This is a genomic window from Micavibrio aeruginosavorus ARL-13 (genome assembly GCF_000226315.1).
Classification (GTDB): domain Bacteria; phylum Pseudomonadota; class Alphaproteobacteria; order Micavibrionales; family Micavibrionaceae; genus Micavibrio; species Micavibrio aeruginosavorus_B.
This window is the reverse complement of sequence record NC_016026.1, coordinates 2,254,284-2,279,608: the sequence shown is the minus strand read 5'-3', so window position 1 is coordinate 2,279,608 and position 25,325 is coordinate 2,254,284. Positions and strand designations below refer to the sequence as shown.

24 protein-coding genes are annotated in these 25,325 nt (G+C 57.3%); 16 read left to right on the top strand and 8 right to left on the bottom strand.

Features of this window, described 5'->3' with window-relative positions; genetic code table 11:
• Nucleotides 1-9: 9 nt before the first annotated feature.
• From MICA_RS10800 to accC, 6 genes are all read left to right on the top strand, one after another.
• Nucleotides 10-792, top strand: a complete 783-nt coding sequence (locus tag MICA_RS10800) for a DsbA family protein (protein WP_014103794.1) — start codon at nt 10-12, stop codon at nt 790-792.
• Nucleotides 793-828: 36 nt separating this feature from the next.
• Nucleotides 829-1,488, top strand: coding sequence for a DsbA family protein (locus tag MICA_RS10795; RefSeq protein ID WP_236619903.1), 660 nt, complete (start codon nt 829-831; stop codon nt 1,486-1,488).
• A 10-nt stretch (nt 1,489-1,498) separates the two neighbouring features.
• Nucleotides 1,499-1,993 (top strand): copper chaperone PCu(A)C, encoded by a 495-nt coding sequence (locus MICA_RS10790; protein ID WP_014103792.1) that lies wholly within the window; start codon nt 1,499-1,501, stop codon nt 1,991-1,993.
• On the top strand, nt 1,994-2,428 hold the full coding sequence (aroQ, locus tag MICA_RS10785; protein ID WP_014103791.1) for a type II 3-dehydroquinate dehydratase: 435 nt from the start codon (nt 1,994-1,996) through the stop codon (nt 2,426-2,428).
• A gap of 95 nt (nt 2,429-2,523) precedes the next feature.
• Complete coding sequence (gene accB / locus MICA_RS10780) at nt 2,524-2,976, top strand: acetyl-CoA carboxylase biotin carboxyl carrier protein (RefSeq protein WP_014103790.1); 453 nt, start codon at nt 2,524-2,526, stop codon at nt 2,974-2,976.
• 22 nt (nt 2,977-2,998) lie between these two features.
• Nucleotides 2,999-4,339 carry an acetyl-CoA carboxylase biotin carboxylase subunit gene (gene accC, locus MICA_RS10775; protein WP_014103789.1) on the top strand — a complete coding sequence of 447 codons (1,341 nt, stop codon included), beginning with the start codon at nt 2,999-3,001 and terminating at the stop codon, nt 4,337-4,339.
• Nucleotides 4,340-4,415: 76 nt separating this feature from the next.
• Here accC and MICA_RS10770 read toward each other — a convergent pair whose 3' ends face one another.
• On the bottom strand, nt 4,416-5,084 hold the full coding sequence (locus MICA_RS10770; RefSeq protein ID WP_014103788.1) for a LabA-like NYN domain-containing protein: 669 nt from the start codon (nt 5,082-5,084) through the stop codon (nt 4,416-4,418).
• Between the two features lie 352 nt (nt 5,085-5,436).
• On the opposite strand from MICA_RS10770, the gene rpoZ reads away from it, so the two are divergent.
• From rpoZ to MICA_RS10755, 3 genes are all read left to right on the top strand, one after another.
• Complete coding sequence (gene rpoZ, locus MICA_RS10765) at nt 5,437-5,853, top strand: DNA-directed RNA polymerase subunit omega (protein WP_014103787.1); 417 nt, start codon at nt 5,437-5,439, stop codon at nt 5,851-5,853.
• Nucleotides 5,854-5,963: 110 nt separating this feature from the next.
• Nucleotides 5,964-8,135, top strand: a complete 2,172-nt coding sequence (locus MICA_RS10760) for a RelA/SpoT family protein (protein WP_014103786.1) — start codon at nt 5,964-5,966, stop codon at nt 8,133-8,135.
• Between the two features lie 20 nt (nt 8,136-8,155).
• Nucleotides 8,156-8,752: a DUF2062 domain-containing protein gene (locus tag MICA_RS10755; protein ID WP_014103785.1), complete on the top strand. Its 597-nt coding sequence runs from the start codon at nt 8,156-8,158 to the stop codon at nt 8,750-8,752.
• On the opposite strand, the gene MICA_RS12430 is transcribed toward MICA_RS10755, so the two are convergent.
• From MICA_RS12430 to MICA_RS12425, 3 genes are read right to left on the bottom strand one after another with little or no spacing between them, the layout of a single operon-like run.
• Complete coding sequence (locus MICA_RS12430; protein WP_187287632.1) at nt 8,749-10,731, bottom strand: hypothetical protein; 1,983 nt, start codon at nt 10,729-10,731, stop codon at nt 8,749-8,751. The genes MICA_RS10755 and MICA_RS12430 overlap by 4 nt on opposite strands.
• A gap of 22 nt (nt 10,732-10,753) precedes the next feature.
• The gene (locus tag MICA_RS12255) at nt 10,754-11,953 is read right to left on the bottom strand and encodes a hypothetical protein (RefSeq protein ID WP_014103783.1); all 1,200 of its coding nucleotides are present in this window, start codon (nt 11,951-11,953) and stop codon (nt 10,754-10,756) included.
• A 19-nt stretch (nt 11,954-11,972) separates the two neighbouring features.
• Complete coding sequence (locus MICA_RS12425; protein WP_014103782.1) at nt 11,973-13,109, bottom strand: hypothetical protein; 1,137 nt, start codon at nt 13,107-13,109, stop codon at nt 11,973-11,975.
• A gap of 34 nt (nt 13,110-13,143) precedes the next feature.
• On the opposite strand from MICA_RS12425, the gene MICA_RS12180 reads away from it, so the two are divergent.
• From MICA_RS12180 to MICA_RS10715, 6 genes are all read left to right on the top strand, one after another.
• Entirely contained in the window at nt 13,144-13,374 is a 231-nt protein-coding gene (locus MICA_RS12180; RefSeq protein WP_148260473.1) for a hypothetical protein, read from the top strand.
• A 25-nt stretch (nt 13,375-13,399) separates the two neighbouring features.
• Nucleotides 13,400-13,822, top strand: a complete 423-nt coding sequence (gene acpS / locus MICA_RS10735) for a holo-ACP synthase (protein ID WP_014103780.1) — start codon at nt 13,400-13,402, stop codon at nt 13,820-13,822.
• A gap of 74 nt (nt 13,823-13,896) precedes the next feature.
• The gene (gene lepB, locus MICA_RS10730) at nt 13,897-14,742 is read left to right on the top strand and encodes a signal peptidase I (RefSeq protein ID WP_014103779.1); all 846 of its coding nucleotides are present in this window, start codon (nt 13,897-13,899) and stop codon (nt 14,740-14,742) included.
• 5 nt (nt 14,743-14,747) lie between these two features.
• A complete protein-coding gene (gene rnc, locus MICA_RS10725) occupies nt 14,748-15,446 on the top strand; it encodes a ribonuclease III (protein ID WP_014103778.1) in 699 nt (232 codons plus the stop codon).
• Entirely contained in the window at nt 15,443-16,366 is a 924-nt protein-coding gene (era, locus tag MICA_RS10720) for a GTPase Era (protein ID WP_014103777.1), read from the top strand. The genes rnc and era overlap by 4 nt, the downstream gene beginning before the upstream one ends.
• A gap of 314 nt (nt 16,367-16,680) precedes the next feature.
• The gene (locus tag MICA_RS10715) at nt 16,681-17,217 is read left to right on the top strand and encodes a GcrA family cell cycle regulator (RefSeq protein ID WP_014103776.1); all 537 of its coding nucleotides are present in this window, start codon (nt 16,681-16,683) and stop codon (nt 17,215-17,217) included.
• A gap of 177 nt (nt 17,218-17,394) precedes the next feature.
• On the opposite strand, the gene MICA_RS10710 is transcribed toward MICA_RS10715, so the two are convergent.
• The gene (locus MICA_RS10710) at nt 17,395-17,967 is read right to left on the bottom strand and encodes a cold shock domain-containing protein (protein ID WP_014103775.1); all 573 of its coding nucleotides are present in this window, start codon (nt 17,965-17,967) and stop codon (nt 17,395-17,397) included.
• 450 nt (nt 17,968-18,417) lie between these two features.
• On the opposite strand from MICA_RS10710, the gene MICA_RS10705 reads away from it, so the two are divergent.
• On the top strand, nt 18,418-20,139 hold the full coding sequence (locus tag MICA_RS10705) for a long-chain-fatty-acid--CoA ligase (protein WP_041794603.1): 1,722 nt from the start codon (nt 18,418-18,420) through the stop codon (nt 20,137-20,139).
• Nucleotides 20,140-20,194: 55 nt separating this feature from the next.
• Here MICA_RS10705 and MICA_RS10700 read toward each other — a convergent pair whose 3' ends face one another.
• The 3 genes from MICA_RS10700 to MICA_RS10690 form a co-directional block, all read right to left on the bottom strand.
• Entirely contained in the window at nt 20,195-21,340 is a 1,146-nt protein-coding gene (locus MICA_RS10700) for a hypothetical protein (RefSeq protein WP_236619900.1), read from the bottom strand.
• A gap of 106 nt (nt 21,341-21,446) precedes the next feature.
• Nucleotides 21,447-23,864 carry a phenylalanine--tRNA ligase subunit beta gene (gene pheT / locus MICA_RS10695; RefSeq protein ID WP_014103771.1) on the bottom strand — a complete coding sequence of 806 codons (2,418 nt, stop codon included), beginning with the start codon at nt 23,862-23,864 and terminating at the stop codon, nt 21,447-21,449.
• A gap of 99 nt (nt 23,865-23,963) precedes the next feature.
• A complete protein-coding gene (locus MICA_RS10690) occupies nt 23,964-25,316 on the bottom strand; it encodes a hypothetical protein (RefSeq protein ID WP_014103770.1) in 1,353 nt (450 codons plus the stop codon).
• Nucleotides 25,317-25,325 lie beyond the last annotated feature (9 nt).

The window sequence follows — 25,325 nt, the reverse complement described above, 5'->3', positions numbered from 1 at the left end:
GACATACCCGTGACCCTCTCTTCCAAACTGCGCCTCTCTGCTGTTGCTGTTTCCGTTTTGGCCGTATCGGTTGCGGGCTTTGCCCTCGTGCCGCACGCCGCGACGAAAGACGTCTTCACCGCCGATCAAAAGGCTGCGTTGAATGACATTATCTATGACTACCTGATGGAAAACCCGCAGGTGATTATGGAAGCCGTGGCCAAGCATCAAGTCGATCAGGAACAGGCGCAGGTCGATGCGATGAAAGAATTGATTGTGACCAAGAAAGACGCGTTGTTCAACGATGCGGGCAAGCCCGTGGCGGGCAATCCCAAGGGCACGGTCGTGATCGCCGAGTTTTATGATTATAATTGCGGGTATTGCAAACACGCCTTTAACGACATGGCGCAAATCCTGGAATCGGACAAGGATGTGAAATTCGTCATGATCGATTTCCCGATCTTGTCCGAAGGGTCGCACATGGCCGCGAAATATGCTTTGGCTGCCGGGAAACAGGGCAAATACTTTGAAATGCATTCCAAGCTGATGAAAATGTCCGGTCAGTTGCGCGAAGAGCAAGTGCAAGCTATGGGCAAGGATCTGGGGCTGGATGTTGAGCAGATGAAGAAAGATGCGGAAAGCGCCGACGTGGCCAAGCAGATCGAATCCAACATCGCTCTGGCCCGCGAACTGGGCATTAGCGGCACGCCGGGCTTCATTATCAATGAAACCCCGGTGCGTGGCTATCTGGGTCTGGAAGGCATGCAATCAATCATTGCCGAAGAACGCGCCAAGCTGGCGAAGAAAGACTAACGATCTGGAAACGCTGAAAGACCAATGGGGGCCATAATGCGACGTATCCTTGTGTGGGGGTTGGGCGGTTTTGCGATCCTGCTGGTCTTTCTGGCGACATCCATGACGATGCGGACATTGTCATGGAAAAAAACACAATCCCATATTACCCAGGCCGTGGCCGGTCAGGTGATGCACGCGGCGGAGCAGGGCGACCCCGTCATCCGTATCGTCGCCCTGACCCGGTATGGCAGTTGTGACCCCTGCATGCAGGCGCATCAGGCCCTGACCCAGGCGCTGGCGGATGAGGCGGCTGGCGCCGGGGATATTCAGGTCATTGTCCAGCCTGTCCCGCTATCCGATCCACATAACCAGCGTCTGGCCCGTCTGGCCCTGGCTGCCGGGCTCCAGGATAAATTTGCCCCGTTTCATGATGCGCTGATGAATTATGATGGTGCGCTGACCGATGATGTCGTCAAAACACTGGCGATGGATGCCGGGGTCGATTTTGATCGGCTCAATGCCGATATGAATGACCCGCGCGTCGATGATGCGTTGAATGCCGGACGCGCCTTGATGGATGCGGTAAAGCCACCGGCCCTGCCGTCTTTTGTCTTTAATGATCATCTGGTCTTTGCACCGCCGAAGGACGGCGTGTTCAAATCATCCGATTTTCTGGCGTTCTTTAACCATGTTCGTACCACCCCGTCCCGATAAAGGATCAATCATGAAAATGCGTTCTGCGGCCCTGATGGCCTTGATGTTGAGCGTTTTGTCCTCTGCCGCTTATGCCGATGTGATCGTGCATGATGCCTATAGTTTTGCCACCGTATCCGGCACAAAAACCGGGGCGGTATTTTTGACCGTTGGGGCGGATGCGGCGGATCGTTTGATTGGTGCGGAAACGCCGGTGACCAAGCGCGCCGAACTGCATACGCACGAAGATGACAACGGTGTCATGAAGATGCGCAAAACTGATGGTTTTGATGTTGGTGCCGATGCCGGCCTGACGTTAAAGCCGGGCGGTCACCATATTATGCTGTTGGATTTGCCCCAGCCGTTGGTGAAGGATCAGACCTTCCCCCTGACGCTGGTGTTTGAAAAAGCGGGCAAAGTTGAAACGACCGTTCTGGTCCGGGCCGCGGGCGATGTTCCGGCGGATCATGACCATGGGCACGATCACGGTGCCGGGCATGACGACCACGCCGGGCATGCGCACTAGATGAAAAAGATTCTGGTCCTCAACGGGCCGAACCTGAACATGCTGGGGCGGCGCGAACCCGATATTTACGGCACGACAACGCTGGGCGATATCGAGGCGCTGTGCCGTGCGGCGGGCGCCAAGGCGGGGCATGAGATTGATTTCCGCCAATCCAACCATGAAGGTGTTCTGGTCGACTGGATTCAGGAGGTGGCGCATGACCCGGATCTGGTTGGTGTCGTGATCAATGCGGCGGCCTATACCCATACGTCTGTGGCGATCCATGACGCGCTGAAGATTTTGCACGTCCCGGTGGTGGAGGTGCATCTGTCCGACCCATCCACGCGGGAGCCGTTTCGGCACATTTCCTATGTCGAGCCGGTCGCTTCGGCCGTGTTCAAAGGGATGGGGCCGCAGGGCTATCTCCTTGGAATTGAACACTTATTGTCAAATTGACAGGGGGGAGGGTGCGGTTCCCCTTTGACATTTCCCGCATCCTTCTGTAAGCAAGTGCACGATTAAACCTTATGAAGGCAGGGTATTGATATCCCATGAAAATTGACGAAAAAGCCATCCGCAAGCTGGCGGAACTTCTGGACGAAACCCATCTGACGGAGATCGAAGTCGCCGAAGGCGAACAGGTCATCCGCGTTGCACGCGGTGGTGCCGTGTTCAGCGGCAGCGCACCGATGCCGGTCAGCATGGCGTCCGACCCGACCATTCCGCAGGCCGCAAACCTGTCGGCGCCGTCGACGGTTGCTGGCAACCATCCGGGCGCTGTTGTTTCGCCGATGGTGGGCACCGCCTATCTGCAGGCTGAACCGGGTGCGCCGTCCTTTGTACAGAAGGGCGCAACGGTGAAGGCGGGTGATACGCTGCTGATTATTGAAGCCATGAAGGTGATGAACCCGATCAAGGCCCAAAAAGGCGGCGTTGTGACGCAAATCGCTATCGAAAACGGTCAGCCTGTTGAATACGGCGACGTTTTGATGGTCATCGAGTAAGTAGCGATAAGAAGCGGACATCATGTTTAAGAAAATCCTGATTGCGAACCGGGGCGAGATTGCCCTGCGTATCATCCGCGCCTGTCGCGAGATGGGTATTCAAACTGTGGCTGTTCACTCGACCGCTGATGCCAATGCCATGGCTGTGCGTCTGGCGGATGAAAGCGTCTGTATCGGCCCGGCACCCTCACGCGAAAGCTATCTGAACATTCCGGCGATTTTGACCGCGGCCACCGTAACGGGGGCTGAGGCCATTCACCCGGGTTACGGGTTCCTGTCGGAAAACGAACAATTCGCTCGCATGGTCGAAGAACACGGTTTCGTGTTCATCGGACCGAAGCCGGAACATATCGCCACGATGGGCGACAAGGTGATGGCCAAGAAAACGGTGAAAGCGCTGGGTTTGCCGGTTGTGCCGGGGTCCGAAGGGGCGCTGGAATCGGTTGAAGAAGGCTTGGCATTTGCCAAGGAAGCGGGTTACCCGGTCCTGATCAAGGCCGCATCCGGCGGCGGCGGCAAGGGTATGAAAGTGGTCCGCAGCCCCGAAGAGTTTCAGGAAGCGTATTCCACGGCCCGGTCCGAAGCCAAAGCAAACTTTGGCGATGACACCGTATACGTTGAAAAATATCTGGAGAAGCCGCGTCACATCGAAATCCAGGTATTCGGTGATACGCATGGCAACGCCATCCATTTGGGTGAACGCGATTGCTCCACCCAGCGTCGCCACCAGAAATTGGTTGAAGAAGCCCCGTCCCCGGTTTTGAGCGCGGAAGAGCGTGACCAGATCGGGTCGCTGGCCGCCGAAGTGATCCGCAAAATGGGCTATCGCGGCGCGGGCACAATCGAATTCCTGTACGAAAACGGGCAATTCTTCTTCATGGAAATGAACACCCGGATTCAGGTGGAACACCCGGTCACGGAAATGATCACGGGCATCGATTTGATCGCCGAACAAATCCGTGTGGCCGCGGGCGAGCCGTTGAGCGTGAACAAGGACCGCATTCATTTGCGTGGTCATGCCATCGAAATCCGTATCAATGCCGAAGATCCGGACACGTTTATGCCGTCCCCGGGCACGATCACGCAATTCCACGCCCCGGGCGGTTTGGGTGTGCGGTTTGATTCCGCGATTTATGGCGGCTATCGCATTCCGCCGTACTATGACTCCATGGTGGGCAAGCTGATCGTGCATGGCCGCAACCGCGATGAATGCATCCGCCGTCTGCGCCGTGCCATCACCGAAACGGTGGTCGAGGGCGTGAAGACAACATTGCCCCTGCAATTGTGGATCAGCGAACAGCCGGAATTCACGTCGGGTGAATACAATATTCACTGGCTGGAAAAGAAACTGGCCGAACGCTAAGCGCGGTGGTTTTCAGAGAATAAAAAAACGGTCCCGATCGATTTTCGGGACCGTTTTTTGTTGTTTCGTTTGTCGCTTATTCGGCGCCCAGAATGCTCGGGGGCAGGGCGTTGCCGAAATTGTCGTCTTCATCTTCGTCATCCATGCCATCGGTGGCGGGTTGGGCGTTGGCCGCAGTGCGCGGGCCGCCGGCGCGTTGGATGGCGTTGGCCAGCATTTCCAGTTCCAGGAAATGGTCGGCCTGACGGCGCAGTTCATCAGCCACCATTGGCGGGCTGGTTTTGATTGAGGAGACAACGGTGACGCGCACGCCCTTGCGCTGAACGGCTTCGATCAGGCGGCGGAAATCACCATCGCCGGAGAACAGCATGATGTGGTCGACATTGTCGGCCATTTCCATCATGTCGATGGCCAGTTCGATATCCATATTGCCTTTGATCTTGCGGCGGCCCTGGGCATCAACGAATTCCTTCGTCGGTTTGGTCACCATGGTGTAGCCGTTATAATCCAGCCAATCGACCAGCGGGCGGATCGGCGAATATTCCTGATCTTCGATCAGAGCGGTGTAATACAGCGCCCGAACCAAGCGGCCCTGATCCGCCGCCCATTTCAGGAGCAGGCGATAATCAATGTCGAATTCCAGCGCGCGCGCGGCGGCGTACAGGTTCGACCCGTCGATGAACAAAGCAAGCTTCTCTTCAGGATAGAAGGGGATGTTTGCAATCTGGTTTTTTTGGCGACGCATGATGCTATGTGTTCTTTCTGTACAAAATCAATCGGTTAGCATTTTTAGCAAGGATATTATGAGCCTTGGCAAAAAAATATTAGCAGTTCTTCATATAAGGATATTCTACATCATTTCAACATAATATGAACCAAAAAAGCAAATTTTCCCAAGATGCTAGACCTCGGCATAGGCAGGTGGAGATAGGCCGAGGGATGCCGCGTGACAAGGGGCGGTGATGACAGACCCGGGTTGTGCGGCGTGTATGGGTCCACGTTATGGATTTTGGGCCGCTTCGGGCTTGCACTTTTGTCCACAACCCCGTATAAACCGGGAAGTTTTCAAGGATTTTCCCTTTAAGAAGGACCCACGAATGGCACGCGTTACCGTAGAAGATTGCGTTGAAAAAGTAGCAAACCGGTTCGAACTGGTCATGCTGGCCGCCCAACGGGCGCGCAAAATCGGCTCCGGCGCGGCTTTGACGCTGGATCGCGACAACGACAAAAACCCGGTTGTGGCTTTGCGCGAAATCGCCGAAGAAACCGTTGGCGTTGAAGATTTGAAAGAAGAGCTGATCCGCAACAACCAGCGCGTCATCGAAATGGACGACAGCGAAGACATCATCGACCAGATGGATGGCGAAGAAGAGTGGAATGCGCTGGCCGCCCAATCCGCCGCGATGGATCTGGATCGTGATTCCGATGATGACGACGATTTCGGTGACGACGATGGCGAACCGTCGTTGGAAGATCTGGCTGGCGGCGTTCCGGATGGCGATGACGACCTGTAAGCGGGTCCGCGCGTAAGAATTCGTAAAAAGCCGGGGAAACCCGGCTTTTTTATTCCCGTATCCCCTTTATATTACTGAAGTCGTTTTTCATCCCGCGTGGTGCCCTTTCCATGAGCCTGTCCAGCGATCTGGTCGACCAGATCAAGACCTATAATCCCGACATCGACCCCGCTTTGATTGAGCGGGCGATCGAATATGCGCGGGTGAAGCATGACGGGCAGGTCCGCGCCTCGGGCGAGCCGTATTATACGCACCCGGTTGAGGTCGCGGCCATTCTGGCCGATATGAAAATGGACCCGGCCACGATTGTGACGGCCATCCTGCATGATACGCTGGAAGACACCGATGCGACGATGGAAGAGTTGAAAAAACTCTTCGGCGATGATGTGGCCAACATGGTCAACGGCGTCAGCAAACTGTCCCGGATCGAAGGCCAGACGGTTGAGGGCAAGCAGGCGGAAAACTTCCGCAAGCTGGTTCTGGCCATGTCGGATGATATTCGTGTGCTGTTGGTCAAGCTGGCCGACCGGTTGCACAATATGCGCACCATTCACCACATCGCGAAGCCGGAAAAACAGCGTCGCATCGCGCGCGAAACGCTGGAAATTTATGCGCCGCTGGCGGAACGTATCGGTATCCACCAGATCAAGGAAGAATTGGAAGACCGCGCCTTTGGCGTGATGAATCCGGAAGCGCGCGAAAGCATCACCAACCGCCTGTCCTATCTGCGCCAGGAAGGCACGGATATGGCCGATACCATCATCAAGGCGTTGAGCAAGACGCTGAAAGATGCCGGGATTAACGGCGTTGTGCTGGGGCGCGAAAAAACGCGCTATTCCATCTGGCGCAAGATGCAGCGCAAGAACGTATCGTTCGAACAATTATCCGACATCATGGCGTTCCGTGTGTTGGTGGATAATGTTGAGCAATGCTACCACGTGCTGGGTATCATCCACAGCCAGTATCCGACCGTGCCGGGGCGCTTCAAAGATTATATCTCGACGCCGAAGCCCAACGGTTATCGCTCCATTCACACGACGGTGATCGGTCCGGAAAACCAGCGGATCGAGGTGCAAATCCGCACCAAGGACATGAACGAAGAGGCCGATCTGGGCGTGGCCGCGCACTGGGCGTACAAGGGCGGTGCATCGAAAGCGGATATGAAAGATGCGCGCCAGTTCCGCTGGTTGCGTGAATTGCTCGACCTGATTGAAAACGAACAGCGTCCGGAAGAGTTTTTGGAGAATACCAAACTGGAATTGTTCCAGGATCAGGTGTTCGTCTTTACGCCCAAGGGCGATTTGATGGAGTTGCCGAACGGGTCGACCCCGGTCGATTTCGCCTATGCCATTCACTCCAACGTCGGTGACCGTTGCACAGGGGCAAAGATCAACGGACGGATTGCGCCGCTGAACACCAAGCTGCAAAACGGGGATCAGGTCGATATTATCACGGCCAAGAACCAGACGCCGTCACCGACATGGGAACGGTTTGTGGCCACCGGCAAAGCGCGGTCGCACATTCGCCGTTACGTGCGCCAGCAACAGCGTGATGAATATGCGACGCTGGGCCGCGCGATGTTGCAGAAAGTGTTTCAGGCCGAAGGCTACGAATATAGTGAAAAGGGTCTGGCCGGTATTTTGAACCAATTCCGCGGGGCGGAAGTGGTCGATGATATTCTGGCCGGGATTGGTCAGGGCAATTTCGTGGCCCGCGACGTGTTCCGCGCCATTTTCCCCAGCCACAAGGCCGCACCGGCGCGCAAGCCCAATGAAATGGATGTGGCCGAGGCTGGCGTAACGGGGCGCAAGGCGGAATCATCATCCCGCCCGATGCCGATTAAGGGGCTGATCCCCGGCATGGCCGTTCACTTTGCCCGTTGCTGCCACCCGCTGCCGGGTGACCGGATCGTCGGGATTGTGACGACGGGTAAGGGCGTGACCATTCACACGATTGATTGTGAAACGCTGGAAAACTTCGCCGATACGCCAGAACGCTGGCTGGACGTATCATGGGGTGATGGCCCGGATTCACCGGAATCGCATATTGGCCGGATTGATGTGACGATTGCCAACGTGGCCGGGGCGCTGGGTACCATTTCGACTGTGATCGGCAAAAACGGCGGGAACATCACCAATTTGAAAATCACGAACCGGTCGCTTGATTTCTGGGATATGATTTTGGATGTCTATGTGAACGACATTAAACATTTGAACAATATCATCGCGGCCCTGCGCGCGACGCCACAGATTGCGTCGGTGCAACGGTCCCGCGGGCGATAGCGGGTTTGTGATACGCCATCATGCTGTTTCGCCGCCGCACCAAGCTGCACCCGATAAAGCGTTTGCGTGAAATACTCTGGCCATCCATGGGGTGGGGACGGACATGGGATTATATCCGCCACCGCATGTTCCGCCGGTCCGATTCATCCTATTCCATTACGGCGGGTCTGGCGGCGGGTGTGGCCGTATCGTTCAGCCCGATCATGGGGACGCATATTGTTCAGGCCGCCGGGGTCGCGCTGGTGACACGCGCGAACGTTTTTGCCGGGGCCATCGGGACATTATTCGGTAATCCGACCACATTCCCGATGATCTGGTGGGCGTCTTACCAGTTGGGGGCGTTTATCATCGGTCTGTTCTGGGATGTTCGTATGGTCGAATTGCCCGACCATATCACCTTCGCCTTTTTGATGGCGCACCCGTATAAAATATTCCTGCCGATGATGGTGGGTGGGTACACGCTGGCGCTGGTGTCATGGCCGGTGGCGTATCTGATCTGTTATTGGCCGGTGAAGCAGATGCAGAAAGCCTATCACGCGGAACGCTTGCAAAAACTGCGCGACAAGATTTTGCATCGTGAACACGCCGCGCGGGAAAAGGGCGATAACACCGATTAGCTTGGTGTAATCACCACACGACCATGTCCGGCCTGGCCGCAACTGTTACCGACATTTCCGCCCGTTCCGGGACCGCCATTGGCGGCTGCGCCGCCTGTGCCGCCGGACCCGGCACTGCCCTGGGTCACCGTGTCGCCGATGCCGCCGCCACCGCCGCCATTCAGTGTGGCGCCACAGGCCCCGCCGTTGGTCGATGTGCCGCAGGCATATGTCGCATCCGCGCCGCCTGCGCCGCCATAGCTGGTGGTTGATCCGTTGTTGGTTCCATCGCCGCTGCCGCCTGCGCCGCCATAGGTGGATGATCCGCCGCCCCATCCAGCGTCGCCGCCACCACCGCCGCCATAAACGCCAGCCTTGCCAGCGGCTATATCGCCACCCAATCCCTGGTCTCTGCCTCCGCCGCCACCGGGGCCGCCCCGGGCGGTACAGGCGTTGTAGCCGCCTTCACCGACGATGACGCGCAACATGGTTCCGGCGGCGTAGCTTGTTGTCTTCAGTGCGTATCCGCCGCCCCCGCCGCCACCCCGCGTTGTTGAGCTGTTGCCAGCCCCGCCGCCGCCACCGCCTGCGACAACCTGAATTGTACCGTTGGCCAACTGGACCGCACTGGCCCCGCCGCCGCCGCCTGCGGCCGTTGTGACCGCGCCACCCCCACCGGCCCCATAGGCCGCCATGCTCAATGTCGTGCAACCGGATGGCACGGTATAAAGATGTTCACCCGGCGTATCGAACTGAATTGGTGAGCAGGGTGTCGGGGTCAGCTGGGCGGTGGGGGTGATGGTGATTTTGCCATCGCCGCCCTTTTGGTTGGTGGCGGATGTGCATGGCGATCCAACCGTTGCACCCGTGCCCGTTCCGCCTTCCGGGGTTCTGCCGCCGGGGCCTTCCTTTCCAGGGCCGCCGAACAGGACGATGTCGCCCGTGCCGAATCCGCCGCCGCCAGCGGTTCCATAGGCCCCGCATTTGCCGCCATTGGTGGATGTGCCACAGATGTAAGCCGGGTCTGCGGCGCCTGCGCCGCCATTGGTTGATGTTGCGGTATTGTTGGTGCCATCGCCCGTGCCGCCGCCGCCGCCCTGCGTTGATGACCCTCCGCTCGAACCGGCGTCGCCGCCGCCGCCGCCGCCATAGGTAGAGCTTCCGCCATCGTTGCCTTCGGGGGCTGTTCCGCCCATAACGTATCCGCCAATACCGCCGCTCCCGCTACAGCCGTTATACCCGCCGCCGCCAACAACGATCAAAAGCTCGTCACCCGCGCTCAGCGTTGTCTTTTTGCGGGCATATCCGCCACCACCGCCGCCTCCGGCGCCGCCACCGGTATTTCCGGCCCCGCCGCCCCCCCCTGCGCCAATGGCGATGATGGAAGAGTCCGACATTTTTTCAACGCGCGACGATCCGCCACCGCCACCGCCATAGGTACTGTACCCGGCTCCGCCACCCGCGCCCCAGGCGTCGAACGTCAGGTTGGTGCAACCGGACAGGACGGTATAAGAATGTTCCCCGGGTGTCGTGAAGGACACGGGTTCACAGTCGTAGGGGGGTGGTTGATAGCCCGAGACAAAGACCTTCCAGCTGGTTCCATCGCAATAGGAGTAGTTCTTGTCCGTGGGGTTATAGCGCAACGTGCCTTCGATCGTGCTGTTGCAGGTTTGCGAATCGTAGGCAATACCAATGCTGCCAGACACGTCCAGGTGAACGATGGGGCTGGTCAGGCCAATCCCGACATTGCCTGTATTGTAATACAGCTCCGTCAGGTCCGATGTGTTGCGGCTCCATAACGATCCGGAAAATTCCCGCCACGTTGTTCCATCGCAATAAAGGTGCGCTTGCAATGCGGTTGAATATTGAATAGATCCGCTGGCGGCGGTCGGGCTGCTGCATGCCGCGTGGGCCGTGCCGGATACTATTCCAGTGCTCAACAGGCACGCCAGAACGAGCATTCCGTGGGATCGCCTGTGATGGGTTTTTGTGTTGGTCATCTGTGCGTGTGTCCTGTTGTGTTTAGAAGGGTCGAATGACAACTTTGCCATTGCCGCCGCGTGCGCATGAAGAACTGTCCGTTGCCCCTTGTCCCGGGCCATTATTGGCGGCCGGTCCGCCCTGGAATGAATTGCCGTTCAATCCGCGCAGGACGAGATCGCCAATGCCGCTACCACCGCCCCCGCCGGATTTTTCGCCACCACAAGGACCGCCATAGGTGGATGTTCCACACAGGTATTGAGCGTCCGCTCCACCTGCGCCGCCATAATCGGTTGTTGACCCGTCATTGTTAACGCCGTCGCCACCGCCACCGCCGCCACCATAGGTGGATGCGCCGCCCCGATATCCGCCGCCATCGCCGCCGCCGCCGCCGCCATAGGTGGAGTTTCCGCCATTGCTGTTGTTGCCGAATGTGCCGCCATCCGGGTTGCCACCTGTCCCGCCATTGGTGCCGCATCCGCTTTCGCCACCTTCGCCGACAACGACCAACAGGTTATCGCCTGCGCTCAGCGTGACAATTTTTTTGCCATACCCGCCGCCGCCGCCGCCACCTTGTGCCGATGAATCACCGGCCCCGCCGCCGCCGCCCCCGCCGAGTGCTATAATGGTATTGGATTCATCCTGAACGCGGGATGATCCACCCCCGCCGCCGCCATAGGTGGAATATCCACCCCCGCCGCCTGCGCCATAAGTCTCAATCGCCAGATCTTCGCAGCCGGGCAGAACGGTGTAGGAGTGCGACCCCGGTGTTGTGTATTCCTGTACGCTGCATGTTTCGATGGTGGGTCCGGCCAGTGCCTTCCAGCTTGTGCCGTTACAAAATTCAATATTTTTCGCCGCGCTGTAGCGCATGACCCCTTTATATGTCGCATTGCAGGCAGTACCACTGTCGGCCAGGCGCAGGCCTCCATTGACGGCCAGTTTCAGGCCCTGCGAGTTGGTTGTTCCGATTGCGACATTGCCGGTGTTGTAATAAATGTTGCTGCCGCTTTGGACCCATGTAACCGTCCCACCGGCCATGGACAGCCAGTTTGTTCCATCGCAATATTTGAATTCGGTCGTGCCGGAAAACCATTCCAGCGTTCCGGCCAGCGCGGTGGGCGAAGAACATGCGGCATGCGCGGGTTTTGCCAATGTGCCGGTCAGAACGGCACAGGCCATCAGGCTGGTGATGGCCATCAGGTGGGTGTTCTTCCGAATATTTTTTATGCGCTGCTTCATGATTTATAAAATTTCTTATCTATTGTTGGGGCCGGATCACGACTTTGCCATCGCCACCGCGATTGCAGGCGGACGCCGGGGCTCCCCCGGTTCCGGTTCCGCCCCCGGCTGCGGTTCCACCGGCACTACTGTTTCCGCCGGAACCTTGTAGGGCGACATCGCCGATCCCATATCCGCCACCGCCGCCCGATTTTGATCCGCCACATGGCCCGCCATAGGTGGATGTGCCGCACAGATACGCAACATCCGCGCCACCCGCTCCGCCATAGGTTGTTGTGGACCCGTTATTGTCGACTCCGTCACCACCGCCGCCGCCGCCGCCATAGGTGGATGTGCCGCCCCGGTATCCCCCGTCACCGCCGCCGCCGCCGCCATAGGTGGAGTTTCCGCCATTGCTGGAGTTACCCAGCGTGCCCCCTGACGGGTTTCCGCCGGCGCCACCATTGTTGCTGCATCCATTCTGGCCGCCTTGACCGACATAGATGTTCAGCACGTTACCCACGCTCAGCGTCATCAATTTCTTGCCATAGCCACCACCGCCGCCGCCGCCGGGGCCGCCGGCATCACCGCCGCCGCCGCCGCCGCCACCACCCAGCGATACAATCGTGCTGGCCGGATATTCGATGCGGGATGAACCACCGCCACCACCGGCATAGCTGGCCCATCCACCGCCGCCACCCGCGCCATAGGATTCGAGAATCAGATTGGTGCATCCGGCTGTGACGGTATAAGTATACGACCCTGGTGTTGTGTATTCCGTTGTTGGGCATGTGGATGGTGTGATGCCGGAAAAAGATTTCCACGATGTCCCATCACAAAAATCGACGGTGTTGACGCTGCTGTAACGGATCGCGCCCTCACGGGCGGTGTTACAGGTCACGCTGTTGTCGCCTATGCGCACACTGCCGCCGACATCCAGCATGACGGCGGGATTGCTGCGGTTAATCCCGACCATGTCGGTGGTGTAATAAATGTCTGAACCGCTCACGACCCATGATCCGCCCGTGCCGATCACGACCCAATTGGTGTTGTCGCAATATTTAAATTTCTGGTCAGCGGTGAACCATTCAATCGCGCCCTCGCCTTTTGCAGGAGAGGTGCAGGCGGCATGGGCGGCGTTGGGGACGAGGGCGCAAAATCCCGCGATCGCGATCATGCATATGATCGTGTGACGTGGTTGTGTTTTCAGAATGGAAGGCACAGACGCCGCAGCGTCTGCTCTTAAAACTTGGGCGCGGCCTGACACGGAAAACCCCCTCCTGCCAGAAATTCAAAACGGTCTTTTGAATTCGCCTAAGTTTTCGCGCCCGACGATCGTGATGATGCTAAATCTACCTGCAGCAGATTTATTTTATGCTATTGTTTTAAATAAAGTTTTACCCGTCAAGAGCGCTGTGCGCACGGGTTTGCATATCCAGTAAAATCAATGGGTTGGCTGTTAGTACGATGATTATTGGCACGGGATCAGACCTGATCGATATCCGCCGGATTGAAAAAACCCTGGCCCGGTTCGGGGATCGGTTCATTTTGCGCTGTTTTACGGAAACTGAGCGCGCCAAGGCCGAATCCCGCCGGGGGGCGGGCACGCATATTGCGACCTATGCCAAGCGGTTTGCCGCCAAGGAAGCCTGCTCCAAGGCGTTGGGGACAGGCTTTGCGGAGGGCGTTTTCATGCGGGATATTGGCGTGGTGAATGATTCTTTTGGGCGGCCGACCTTGCATTTAACCGGTGGGGCAGCCAAACGGCTGGCCGCCATGGTGCCCGCGGGGATGCGCCCCGTGATCCACTTGACGTTGACCGATGAACCGCCCTTGGGGATGGCGCATGTGATGATTGAAGCCCGGCCCCAGGGCGAACCGGATATTTAATGGATTTTGGCGGAAACATTCGATAAAACCTAGCCATGACGTACACGGATCCTTCCAGAACAGAGAACCCCGCGATGAGCGATCAAACGCCCGCTGACCAGCAAGCCAATCAAAAGTCAGCGCCAAAATCCCCGCCGCTCAGTGCCAGCGAAGAGTGGAGCGAATTTATCAAGACAGCGATGATCGCTGTGGTTCTGGCCCTGTTGATCCGCACATTCCTGTATGAGCCGTTTAACATTCCCTCTGGATCGATGAAACCGACATTGGAAGTGGGCGATTACCTGTTCGTCAGCAAACCGGCCTATGGTTATTCCCGCTATTCTTTCCCGTTCGGTTTGGCCCCGATTGAGGGCCGCGTGTGGGCCAAGGCCCCGGAACGTGGTGACGTGGCTGTCTTCAAGCTGCCGACCAATCCACGTATTGATTATATCAAACGTATTGTCGGCATGCCGGGTGATACGGTGCAGGTGATTGATGGCCGTTTGTATATCAACCGCCAGATCGTGCCGCGTGAATCCGTCGGCTTGAAACGCGTGGACGAAGATGGGTCGATTGTGGTCATGACCGAGTATCTGGAAACGCTGCCCAACGGTGTCGTGCATAGCATTTACGAAGAAGGTGACGACCATCCGCTGGATAATACGCCGGAATATACGGTGCCGGACGGGCATTATTTCGCCATGGGCGACAACCGTGACAATTCACAGGACAGCCGCGTGATGAATCATGTCGGCTTTATTCCGTATGAAAACATTGTTGGCCGCGCATCGTTCCTGTTCTTCTCCACCAACGGCAGCGCGTCGCTGGCCGAGGTGTGGAAATGGCCCGGTGCCATTCGTTACAGCCGCCTGTTGATGTCTGTCGAGCCGGTGAAGGTTGAGGCCCCGGCAGCGGCGTCAACCCCGGTTGCGGCGGATTGATGCCCATGGCGGGTGCACCCGACATGGATCAGGCCATGAACGATCTGCAGGATCGTTTGAACCATCGTTTTTCCAATCCGGATTTATTGCGCGCGGCGCTGACCCATTCATCGACGGGTGCGGCGGTGAATTATGAACGCCTGGAATTTCTGGGCGACCGGGTCATGGGGTTGGCCTTGGCGCGGTTTCTGTTTGATATTTTTCCGCATGAAAACGAAGGCGACCTGGCCCGCCGCCATGCGGCGTTGGTCTCGGGATCAACATTGGCGCGTGTGGCGAAAGGCATCAATTTGGGTGATGCGCTGCATTTGTCCCATGCCGAACGCGCCGCGGGTGGGGCAGAGAATGACAATATTCTGTCCGATGTGGTCGAGGCGATGATCGGGGCTCTGTATCTGGATGCCGGTCTGGACCCTTGCATGTCGGCCATTCAATCCCTGTGGGGTGACTTGTTGCAGGCGGATCTGACCCCGCCGCGCGACCCGAAAACCGCCCTGCAGGAATGGGCGCAGGGGCAGGGGCATCCACTGCCGCGTTATACGATGATCGAACGCTCTGGCCCGGACCACGCGCCGATTTTTACAGTGTCAGTCTTTGTCGAAGGGTTCGACGAAGTGGCAGAACAGGGCACATCCCGCCGTGCGGCGGAAAAAGCGGCGGCGACCCGTCTGCTGAACATCATAGAAAAGGATAATCGTTCATGACCGAACGTTGTGGCTTCGTTGCCATCATTGGCGCCCCGAATGCGGGCAAATCAACCCTGATCAACCGGATGGTCGGGGCCAAGGTTTCCATCGTCAATCGCAAGGTGCAAACAACCCGCATCAATGTGCGCGGCATTGTCATGATGGATGATGATGCAACGCAGATTATCCTGATCGACACGCCGGGTATTTTTTCGCCCAAGCGCCGCCTGGATCGCGCCATGGTCGCCGCCGCATGGAACGGTGAAGCGGATGCGGATATTACCGCCCTGCTGATTGATGCGTCGAAGGAGGGGTTTGATAAAGACACCCGCGCGTTGCTGGACACCATCGAAAAACGGGTTAAGGATGGCGCGGTAGGGGATCGGAAAATCATCCTGCTGCTGAATAAAATCGACCAGATGCCTGCCGATCAATTGCTGAAAATCAGTGCGGAATTGAATGATCGTATCCCTTTTACGGCAACCTTCATGATCTCTGGCCTGAAAGGGCGCGGGGTTCAGGATGTTCTGGACTGGATTTCAAAAAACATTCCGGAAGGCCCGCACCATTATCCGGGTGATCAATTATCGGATTTGCCTGAACGCCTGCTGGCGGCGGAAATCACCCGCGAAAAAATCTACGACAATTTGCATCAGGAATTGCCCTACGCCGCCACGGTGGAAACGGAAACGTGGGAAAGCTTTGATGATGGCAGTGTGAAGATTTCACAAATCATCTATCTGGCCCGCGAGGCACACAAACCGATCATTCTGGGCAAGGGTGGCTCGCGATTGAAGACGATTGGCATGCAATCGCGTAAAGAGCTGGAATCCCTGCTGGAGTGCCGCGTGCATTTGAAATTGTTCGTCAAAGTGAAAGAAAACTGGATGGATGATCCGGATCGTTACAGCGTCTGGGGGTTGGATCCCGGCGCGTAAGGCGGTCAACCGCATATAATCCTGTGCGCGAACGCATAAATTCTAAAGCGATGCTGAAAAGCGTCGCTTTTTTATTGCGACCGATTCGCGGCTTGGAAAAATCACGTTTCAAGATTCGTCGCAAGTGCGAGCGTTCAAATGTGTGGATAAAACGCGCGGTGATTCGCAGGACTCTGGACCAGCGAATCACCCACCTGTTACATTACCCCCGCTGCACAGAATAAATGATTTTCTTTTTTGAATCAGGGCTTTGTCCTGATCAATGCGTGTGTGTGACGACTTTAAAAGAGATTTCAAACGGGGAGACTATAAAAATGAGCTGGACCGAAGAACGCGTATCTCTTCTAAAACAGCTGTGGGGCGAGGGGAAGTCCGCGGCGGAAATTGCGAAAGCCTTGGGCGGGGGATTGACTCGCAACGCCGTGATCGGCAAGGCGCACCGCCTGAAACTCTCCAACCGTGTATCCCCCATTCAACAAAATAGCAAAACGCCTGATGCTGCTCCGATCGCTGTGAAAGCGACGGTGCGTGTTGTGGAAGAGACGGCCGCGCCCGTGCGTGCCGCCGCGCGCGTTGCGATTGCCATTCCCCAAGCCGCCAATAACGGCAAGGGTGTCAGCATGGTTGAGTTGAAGGATCGCATGTGCCGCTGGCCGGTTGGCGACCCGAAAGATTCCAACTTCCACTTCTGTGGCTGTTCTTCCGAAGCCGGTCTGCCCTATTGCGGTGCGCACGCGAAGATCGCCTACCAGGCCCCAAGCCGTTCCCGCCAGCTGAACGCCGAGGATTTCGAACGCGAAGGCAGCGCGGTGCACGCCGAAGAAGAATTGAAAGACGTCGTGCGGGCGTAATCCCGCACGCTTTAAAAAGGATGGGCGGGCCTGAACCCCGCACGCGTTAAAAAAGGTGGGCGGGCGTAATCCCGCACGCATTTAAGAAGGTGGGCGGGCATAACCCCGCACTTCCAAATCCGGATAAAAGAAAAGGGCCCTTGATCGGGCCCTTTTTATTTTCATGCGTGTGATGATTTAGCCATCCATCAATTCGAAATCAATGACTTCGCGGCCCTTGGCCACGGCGCGCACCTGCATGCGGACGCGTTGGCCCGGTTCCAATCCCATGAGGCCGTGGCGTTCCAGGCAGGCTTTGTGAATGAAAACGTCCTTGGCTTGATCTTCTGGAATGATGAACCCGAAACCTTTTTCCGGCTTGTACCATTTCACGGTGCCGTCCATGGTCACGCCCTTTTCCGGTCCGGCGTGATCGCTGATCGACGGGCCGCCGGATTGAGGCATGCGTGGCGCGCTGGTCGGCATTGCAGTTTCCGGCAGGGCTCCCAGATCAAGAATTTCTGTGACCTCGGTCACCATGGCGCCGCGCGGGCCGCGTTTAATCCGGCACATCAGGTCGGCCCCATCACCCAGAGCCGTTGCGCCCGCGCGCTGTAACGTCGTGACATGCAGAAAGGCGTCAATGTCTTCGCCATCGGGCACGACAAACCCAAAGCCCTTCGGTCCGTTGAACCATTTTAATTTGGCACGCACAGCGGGCAGGGTGTCTGTTTGAAAACCGTCTTCACTATTACCAACAAAGTGACTCATCTTATTCGATCCAGTATGAAATGCTTTGTTTAAAACAGAATTCGTCGGACAGTTGACGAACCCGGAATCGGGCGAAAAAAAATTTAAAAATTTAAAAACGATGCCCGATCTTTTCGATCTTGTTCCACCGTTGTTCCACCCTATCTGCCGGTAATGATGCGTTAATCTTTGTAAAAAATCCAGCTTTTATTCCAGAAAAACAACACTTTAGTATTCTCTAAACTAGGAAGTGCGCATAAAAACGGGGGCGTATGGCGATGGCGGCGGACGGGTGTGTGCAGGGCGTAAAAAATTCTTCTTTTTGACTCAAAGCGATGGCCAAAAGCCCTGCGGCGCACTAGTATTTTTACGTGATTCTTCAAAGGGTTAATTGTGCGTCGCACAAAGTGTGGTTTTGGGGCGTGTGCATATCGTTATCATTTCAAACCGAATGTCCAATTGGGGGTTTTTATGTCTGTTGAAACCATCTCGCCTGCATCGTCCTCTGCGCAATATCCGTGGTTGTCGCATTATCCGCAGGGATTGAACTGGGGCTGTGACATCGATATGGGGCCCGTACCGGCCATGCTCGACAAAACCGTGGCGGCGCATGGTGCCTGGCCCGGCATTGATTTCATGGGCAAGGTCTGGAGCTGGGCCGACATCGGCGCGCAGGTGGATGCGCTGGCCAAGGCGTTTCAGGATATGGGCGTGGTCAAGGGCACGCGCATCGGTATGTTCCTGCCCAATTGCCCGACCTTTATCGTCGGCTATTATGCCGCGTTGAAGGCGGGCGCGACGGTGGTGAATTTTAACCCGCTCTATACGCCGCGTGAATTGAAGCACCAGATCGAAGACAGCGGCACGACCATCATGCTGACGCTGGATCTGCAGATGCTGCACCAGAAGATGGACGAGATGTTGAAAACATCATCGTTGCAAAAACTGGTTGTGGCACGCTTTACCGACATTCTGCCCTTCCCGAAAAGCCTGCTCTTCCCGATTTTCAAGGCCAAGGACAAGGCGAAAATCGCACCGAGTGACAAGATTGTCTGGCTGCATGAAATCACGGCCGGCGGTGGTAAACCCGCCCCGGTGTCCATTGATCCGATGAACGATATCGCCGTGTTGCAATATACCGGTGGCACGACGGGCACGCCCAAGGGCGCGGCCCTGACCCATGCCAACGTGACGGCCAACGCCCATCAATGCAGCCTGTGGCTGGGTGGGCATGGTGGTGACGGGCAACAACGCATGATGGGCGTCCTGCCGTTCTTCCACGTGTTCGCCATGACCGCCGTGATGAATTTCAGCGTGCGCTCCGCCTTTGAAATCATCATCCCGGCGCCGCGTTTTGAGCTGGATATCACGCTGAAGGCGATTGATAAGAAAAAGCCGCATTATTTCCCGGCCGTTCCGGCGATTTATAACGGCATCAACAACCACCCGAAACTGGCGGAATTCGACCTGAAATCCCTGCGTTATTGCATTTCGGGTGGCGCGCCGTTGCCGGTCGAGGTGAAAAAGGCGTTCGAACGCAACACCGGTTGTGTTGTGGTTGAGGGGTACGGCCTGACGGAATCCGCTCCGGTCGTGTGCGTCAACCCGATCGTCGGCGCGAACAAGGCCGGATCGATCGGTATGCCGGTTCCGGGCACGATCGTTGAGATCGTCAGCACCGAAGACGGTGTGTCGCTGGTGAAACAGGGCGAGCGCGGCGAATTGTGCGTGCGCGGCCCGCAGGTGATGAAGGGCTACTGGAACAAACCGGAAGAAACCGATCTGGTTCTCAAAGGTGGTCGCCTGCACACCGGTGACGTCGCCACGATGGATCAGGAAGGCTATGTCTACATCGTAGACCGGATCAAGGATCTGATCATCACCAACGGCTATAATGTCTATCCCCGCAATGTCGAGGAAGCGATCTACCTGCACACGGGCGTCGAGGAGTGCATCGTCGCCGGTGTTCCGGATGATGAACGCGGCGAGGCGGTGAAAGCATGGATCAAGCCGAAGGCTGGTGTAACATTGACCGAAAAAGACATGCTGGCGTTTCTGGCGGACAAAATTTCCAAAATCGAAATGCCCCGCCACATGGAAATCCGCGAAACCCCACTGCCGAAAACCATGATCGGAAAATTGTCGCGCAAAGATATTCTGGCCGAGGAAAAGGCCAAACGCGAAGCGGCGTAAGGATAGAGCGAGAATGAACAAAAACCCCGGATCATCTCCGGGGTTTTTTGTGTTTTTACAGTGCCGCCGTTTCCCGCTGGCGCATGTGGCCGCCTTCGTGGAAGCGGCGGGCGGTTTCGGATTTTTTGGCGTCCGGGATCAGCGTGTCGCTCAGCAACACCTGCAACGCATCATCCAACCCGCCCTTGGCGTTGGTGTTAATGGCGGCGCGTGTGTTGTGGGCGTTGGGGCCCAGAATGCGCAGATCGGGGTCGATGGCGACCATTTGCGCGGCAAAGACCTGCTTCATCGCTTCGCGTTCCAGGCAATGAAACACATCGGTGCGCACCCAGGCGGGGGATTTTGCCGTTTTACCCAGGGCGGGCAAGCGGCTGAGCAAGCGGTCCAAATCGCGGCAACGACGGGTCTGGAACGCATCGGCCTCCATCCACGCCCAGCAGAGTTCGCGCGGGTCACTCAGTTGCATGGCCTTGGCGCGCTTCTTACCATCGTCGACATATTTTTCCAGTGGGCGGCGCGGGTCGTAATCGGCGCGAATGCCAAAGCCCAGTAAAATATCGGCCCGCATCGCGCCGCGCGTGCCGATGAGGTATCCATCGAATTGCGTGCGGAACGGTTCGGGGTGGCGGCCCAGAATATGGGTTTCGAAATCGAAATCCTCATGCCCGTGGGTCAAAGCGCGGTAAAAATTCATGTAAATTTTGGCCAGCGTCACGCGGTCCACATGCCCGATCATCGGGTGGCGCAAACTGCCCTCAATCACGATGGTGGCGTCACTGGGTCCGTCGGTACGCTGGAGCGTGTTGGGCAAGGCCTGCCCGCCAAAGGCGGTCAGCAGGGCGGTATCCACCAGATGGTTGTGGTGACGTATGGTCAATGCCTTGTCCAGCAACAATTCCATGTTGATGTGATACAGCGGCACTTCGTCCAGCAACGTGGCCAGTTTGTACACGCCCGCCGGTTCATTCATATTCAGGATATTGGGTTGGGATGACAACGTCATCGCGTCATCGCTGTGCCCGTCACAATTCGGCGTTTTGGCGGCGACGGTGACCAGAATTTGCGCCGGATCGGTTCCATCCGGCGCATCGGCCAAAGCGTCAATCAGATCGTTGATACAGAAATAAATGCCCACGGGTGTGCCTGATCCGGTTTTATCGCGTGTTCGAATCAGTGTAGAGCATTCTGAGGCACACTGCATTCATTTCCTGCGTGCAACCTTGTCATCCCGAACGAATGTAAGGGATCTCCTCTTGATGAAGGTGAGATCCCTTACATTCGTTCGGGATGACAATAAGGTGTTGGGATTACGCCCGCAATTTGCCGCCGGTTTTCTCGGTCACGCCTTTGATAATCTTGGCGCTTATGTCCTCAATATCCGCATCGGTCAGGGTTTTGTCTGTCGGTTGCAGGGTGACGGCGATGGCGACGGATTTGTGTCCGTCTTCAACGCCCTTGCCCTGATACACGTCAAACACCTGAATGTCGGAAATCAGATTTTTATCGGCGGATTTGGCCGCGCGGATAATGACATCGGCTTCCGTATTCGCGGTGACGATAAAGGCGAAATCGCGGCTGAGCGGCTGGAACGGCGACAGGGTCAGCAACGGCTTGGCCGCACTTTTGTTTTTCGGTTGCGGAATGGCATCCAAGAACACTTCAAAGCCCACCACCGGGCCCTTTACATCCAACTGGTCCAGCACCGCCGGGTGAATTTCACCGAAATGGGCCAGAACGACTTTGCCCAGACGCAGCGTGCCACTGCGGCCCGGGTGGTAATAGCCCGGCGCATCGCGCGTGATTTGCGCATTGGAAGATACGAACCCGCACGCATCCAAAACGGCGCAGGCATCGGCCTTGGCATCAAACGCGTCCATGGCGCGGCTGGCGTGCGGGCCCGACCAATGACGGGGTGCGGCATTGCCGGCACGCATACCGCTGGCCACAATGGCCTGGCCTTCGACCTTGGCGCTGCGGAAAATCGGGCCGACTTCGAACAGGGCGCAATCGGCAAAGCCACGGGCGCGGTTGCGCGATGCGGCTTGGATCAAATTGGGCAGGATGCTGGGGCGCATCGTGTTCAGTTCGCTGGAAATCGGGTTGGCCAACGTCAGCAACGCGGCTTGGCCGTTATCATTCACGCCAAACGCATCGGCCACGGTGCGGTCCATGAAGGACCATGTCACGGCCTCGTCCATGCCGCGGGCGGCCAGGGCGATGCGGCTTTTGCGCATGCGGGTGACGTTCGGGGTGTCGGCGCTGTGCGTGACGGTCGTGGTTTTGGTCAAGGAAATTGCGGGCATGTTATCCAGCCCGTAAATGCGCAAGACTTCTTCAACAATATCCGCGCGCCCTTCAATATCGCCGCGCCATGCGGGCGGGATGATGGACAAAGATGGGGCCGTGCCGGATACGGCAAAGCCGAGCGCAGTCAGGGTTTTGATTTGCTGATCAACGGCAATATCCACGCCCGTCAGTTTTTTGGTCAGGGCCGGGTCATACGCAATGGTGCGCTTCCATTCCGGCACCGATCCGGCGGTGATGACATCGCTGGCCTCGCCGCCGCAGATTTCCATGATCAGGCGGGTGGCGATTTCCATGCCGATTACCGTGAATTCCGGGTCGATGCCGCGTTCGAAGCGGTAACGTGCATCGGAATTGATCTGCAACGCGCGGCCCGTGCGGGCGGTGCGGTTCGGGTCGAAATAGGCGGCCTCGACATAGACGTTGACCGTTTCATCGGCCACGCCCGTGGATGTACCGCCAATAACGCCGCCCAGACCCAGAACGCCGGAATCGTCGCACACGACGACCATGCCGTCGTCCAGCGTGTAGGATTTGTCGTTCAGCGCGTCCAGCGTTTCGCCGGATTTTGCGGTGCGCACAACAATGCCGCCCTTTAATTTGTCGGCATCGAAAACGTGCAGCGGACGGTTCATGTCCAATGTCATCAAGTTGGTAATGTCCACCAGCGCGGAAATCGGACGCAGGCCAACGGCTTTCAATCGATCCTGCAGCCATTGCGGTGACGGACCGTTTTTCACGCCGCGGATATAGCGGCCCAGAAACAGCGGGCAGTGATGTTTGGAATCAGTGCTGAAATCCAGCGTCACGCCAATCGGGTTTTTAAACGTACCCGCAACCGGGGTTTCATTGATCGGTTTCAGCGTGCCCAATCCGGCGGCGGCCAGATCGCGCGCGATTCCGCGAATGCCCGCACAATCGGCGCGGTTCGGGGTCAGGCCAATTTCAATGATCGGATCGTTCAGGCGGTAGAGGTCGGCGAATTTCGTGCCAATCGCCACATCATCGGCTACTTCGATAATCCCCTCATGTGCGTCGGACAGGCCCATTTCCCGTTCCGACACCATCATGCCGTTGGATTCCTGTCCACGGATCACGCCTTTTTTCAGGGTGATGCCCGTGCCCGGAATGTACGACCCGGCGGGGGCGAATACGCCCTTCATCCCGGCGCGCGCGTTGGGGGCGCCACAGACGACCTGTAATTTTTCCGATCCCGTATCGACCATCAACACTTGCAAGCGGTCGGCATCCGGGTGGCGCGTGGCGCTTTCGACCTTGGCGACGAAAAACGGTGCGAATGCCTTGGCGCGATCCTCAACCCCGTCCACTTCCAGACCGACAGCGGTCAGGGCGGTGGTGATTTCATCCAGCGAAGCGGACGTATCCAGATGCTGTTTCAGCCAGTCGAGGGTCAGTTTCATAAAAGTCTCCAGCGTACGGTCATTTTTGACCCCTTGTTTATAGAAAAAATGACGCCGGGGGGGAAGGGCAAAGTGCTGAAAACAGGGGATTTTAAGGGGCTATAGGCCGCCGGGCTGTGCCGGGGCGGGGGCTGTTGTGGCATAGGGGCGGGTGTGTGCCGGTTCGGTGGAGGCTGGCGTGTTGGTATTCAGGACGTCCTGATGCTCCGCCATCTGCTGCCCCAGCGGCCCGGCCATTGCGGCCCCTTCTGCGGCCTGTTCCGGGTTCAATTTTTCAAAGGCGGCCAGATAGCGGTCGGCATAGGCCTTTTGCAACGGGTCATCGTCATACAGGCCGCTATCGCGCATGGCGCGGGCAAACGCATATTGCGTTTCGGGGTAGTTGCCCCCGATTTCGGCCCCCAGATGGATATTATCGGCGTGGCTAAAGGGTTTGGTTAATGTGTCCGCCGTCTGGGATTGTTCCTGATGACGCAGGGTGATGGCGTGGGCAATATCCGGGTCAAAGGGGTGATAGGTGGCCACCATCAGGGCTTTATCGTTCTTCAAGTCCTTGCGCTCCTCCGCGCCCATGCTGGGGTCGCTCAGGATCGCGGCATAGGAGCCCTGGTAAGCGGCACCAATCATGGCGTTGGTTTGTCGGAAAAAGCGGTCGATGGATTCGGCGTGGTCCTGAAAGCTGGCGGTGCTGTCATGGTCACCGGCGGCCAGCAAGCCCGTGTCGTGATCGTGCAAATGTAATGCGGGTTTGGCCGCATTGGCAAAATCATCATGCAATGTATTGATCACGGCGATATCGCGCAGGGCTTGCGTAATCGCCACGCCATCGGGGTGAATATCAAGCCCGCGATCACGCATCAAATCATACCCGTAAAATCCCTGCTGGTCGGCCTGTACTTCGCTTTCCAGCTGGATCTCGGTGAAACGGCTTTGATTATAGGCGTAGATATGCCCGGCCTCATGCGCCAGCACCATCGCGGTGGCGCTTTTCTGATCCATTTCGGACGGGCCCGCCAATACGGATCCGTTTTCCGACAGGTTGTAATAAATGTCCAACGGTACGGGCAATTGCGGGGCGAGAATGATGTGATAATGTTCGCTGTCTTTTTCAAAGGCGAAAGACACGGCCCCGTAATTTCCATTCTGATTCATGGCATCGCCCAGGGCGATGAAATAATCCTCCTCGGGAAATTCGCCCGGGTCGATCAAACTTAAACCTTCATCCTTCATCAGGTCTTGCAGGCCGTCCGCATACATTTTTACGCCACTTAATCCGTCCTCGATGGTGATTTTATCCGGGGCAGGCATGGCGTCATTCTGCGTCAGGATGATGACATTCCCCCCGGCCACATCGGGCAGATGTTCGGCAATATCTCCCAACGCCGCCAATGTTTCCGGTGTCGCCAGCAAGCGGTGTCCGTCGGGTGATGTGATGGGGGTCAATTTCGCCATTGCGCGCGG

Excerpts from the sequence above, each read along its gene's own strand:
- MICA_RS10795 (WP_236619903.1), top strand. The coding sequence starts at position 829 with ATGCGACGTATCCTTGTGTGGGGGTTGGGCGGTTTTGCGATCCTGCTG.
- MICA_RS10790 (WP_014103792.1), top strand. The coding sequence starts at position 1,499 with ATGAAAATGCGTTCTGCGGCCCTGATGGCCTTGATGTTGAGCGTTTTG.
- aroQ (WP_014103791.1), top strand. The coding sequence starts at position 1,994 with ATGAAAAAGATTCTGGTCCTCAACGGGCCGAACCTGAACATGCTGGGG.
- accB (WP_014103790.1), top strand. The coding sequence starts at position 2,524 with ATGAAAATTGACGAAAAAGCCATCCGCAAGCTGGCGGAACTTCTGGAC.
- accC (WP_014103789.1), top strand. The coding sequence starts at position 2,999 with ATGTTTAAGAAAATCCTGATTGCGAACCGGGGCGAGATTGCCCTGCGT.
- MICA_RS10770 (WP_014103788.1), bottom strand. The coding sequence starts at position 5,084 with ATGCGTCGCCAAAAAAACCAGATTGCAAACATCCCCTTCTATCCTGAA.
- rpoZ (WP_014103787.1), top strand. The coding sequence starts at position 5,437 with ATGGCACGCGTTACCGTAGAAGATTGCGTTGAAAAAGTAGCAAACCGG.
- MICA_RS10760 (WP_014103786.1), top strand. The coding sequence starts at position 5,964 with ATGAGCCTGTCCAGCGATCTGGTCGACCAGATCAAGACCTATAATCCC.
- MICA_RS10755 (WP_014103785.1), top strand. The coding sequence starts at position 8,156 with ATGCTGTTTCGCCGCCGCACCAAGCTGCACCCGATAAAGCGTTTGCGT.
- MICA_RS12430 (WP_187287632.1), bottom strand. The coding sequence starts at position 10,731 with ATGACCAACACAAAAACCCATCACAGGCGATCCCACGGAATGCTCGTT.
- MICA_RS12255 (WP_014103783.1), bottom strand. The coding sequence starts at position 11,953 with ATGAAGCAGCGCATAAAAAATATTCGGAAGAACACCCACCTGATGGCC.
- MICA_RS12425 (WP_014103782.1), bottom strand. The coding sequence starts at position 13,109 with ATGATCGCGATCGCGGGATTTTGCGCCCTCGTCCCCAACGCCGCCCAT.
- MICA_RS12180 (WP_148260473.1), top strand. The coding sequence starts at position 13,144 with ATGGAAGGCACAGACGCCGCAGCGTCTGCTCTTAAAACTTGGGCGCGG.
- acpS (WP_014103780.1), top strand. The coding sequence starts at position 13,400 with ATGATTATTGGCACGGGATCAGACCTGATCGATATCCGCCGGATTGAA.
- lepB (WP_014103779.1), top strand. The coding sequence starts at position 13,897 with ATGAGCGATCAAACGCCCGCTGACCAGCAAGCCAATCAAAAGTCAGCG.
- rnc (WP_014103778.1), top strand. The coding sequence starts at position 14,748 with ATGGCGGGTGCACCCGACATGGATCAGGCCATGAACGATCTGCAGGAT.
- era (WP_014103777.1), top strand. The coding sequence starts at position 15,443 with ATGACCGAACGTTGTGGCTTCGTTGCCATCATTGGCGCCCCGAATGCG.
- MICA_RS10715 (WP_014103776.1), top strand. The coding sequence starts at position 16,681 with ATGAGCTGGACCGAAGAACGCGTATCTCTTCTAAAACAGCTGTGGGGC.
- MICA_RS10710 (WP_014103775.1), bottom strand. The coding sequence starts at position 17,967 with ATGAGTCACTTTGTTGGTAATAGTGAAGACGGTTTTCAAACAGACACC.
- MICA_RS10705 (WP_041794603.1), top strand. The coding sequence starts at position 18,418 with ATGTCTGTTGAAACCATCTCGCCTGCATCGTCCTCTGCGCAATATCCG.
- MICA_RS10700 (WP_236619900.1), bottom strand. The coding sequence starts at position 21,340 with ATGCAGTGTGCCTCAGAATGCTCTACACTGATTCGAACACGCGATAAA.
- pheT (WP_014103771.1), bottom strand. The coding sequence starts at position 23,864 with ATGAAACTGACCCTCGACTGGCTGAAACAGCATCTGGATACGTCCGCT.
- MICA_RS10690 (WP_014103770.1), bottom strand. The coding sequence starts at position 25,316 with ATGGCGAAATTGACCCCCATCACATCACCCGACGGACACCGCTTGCTG.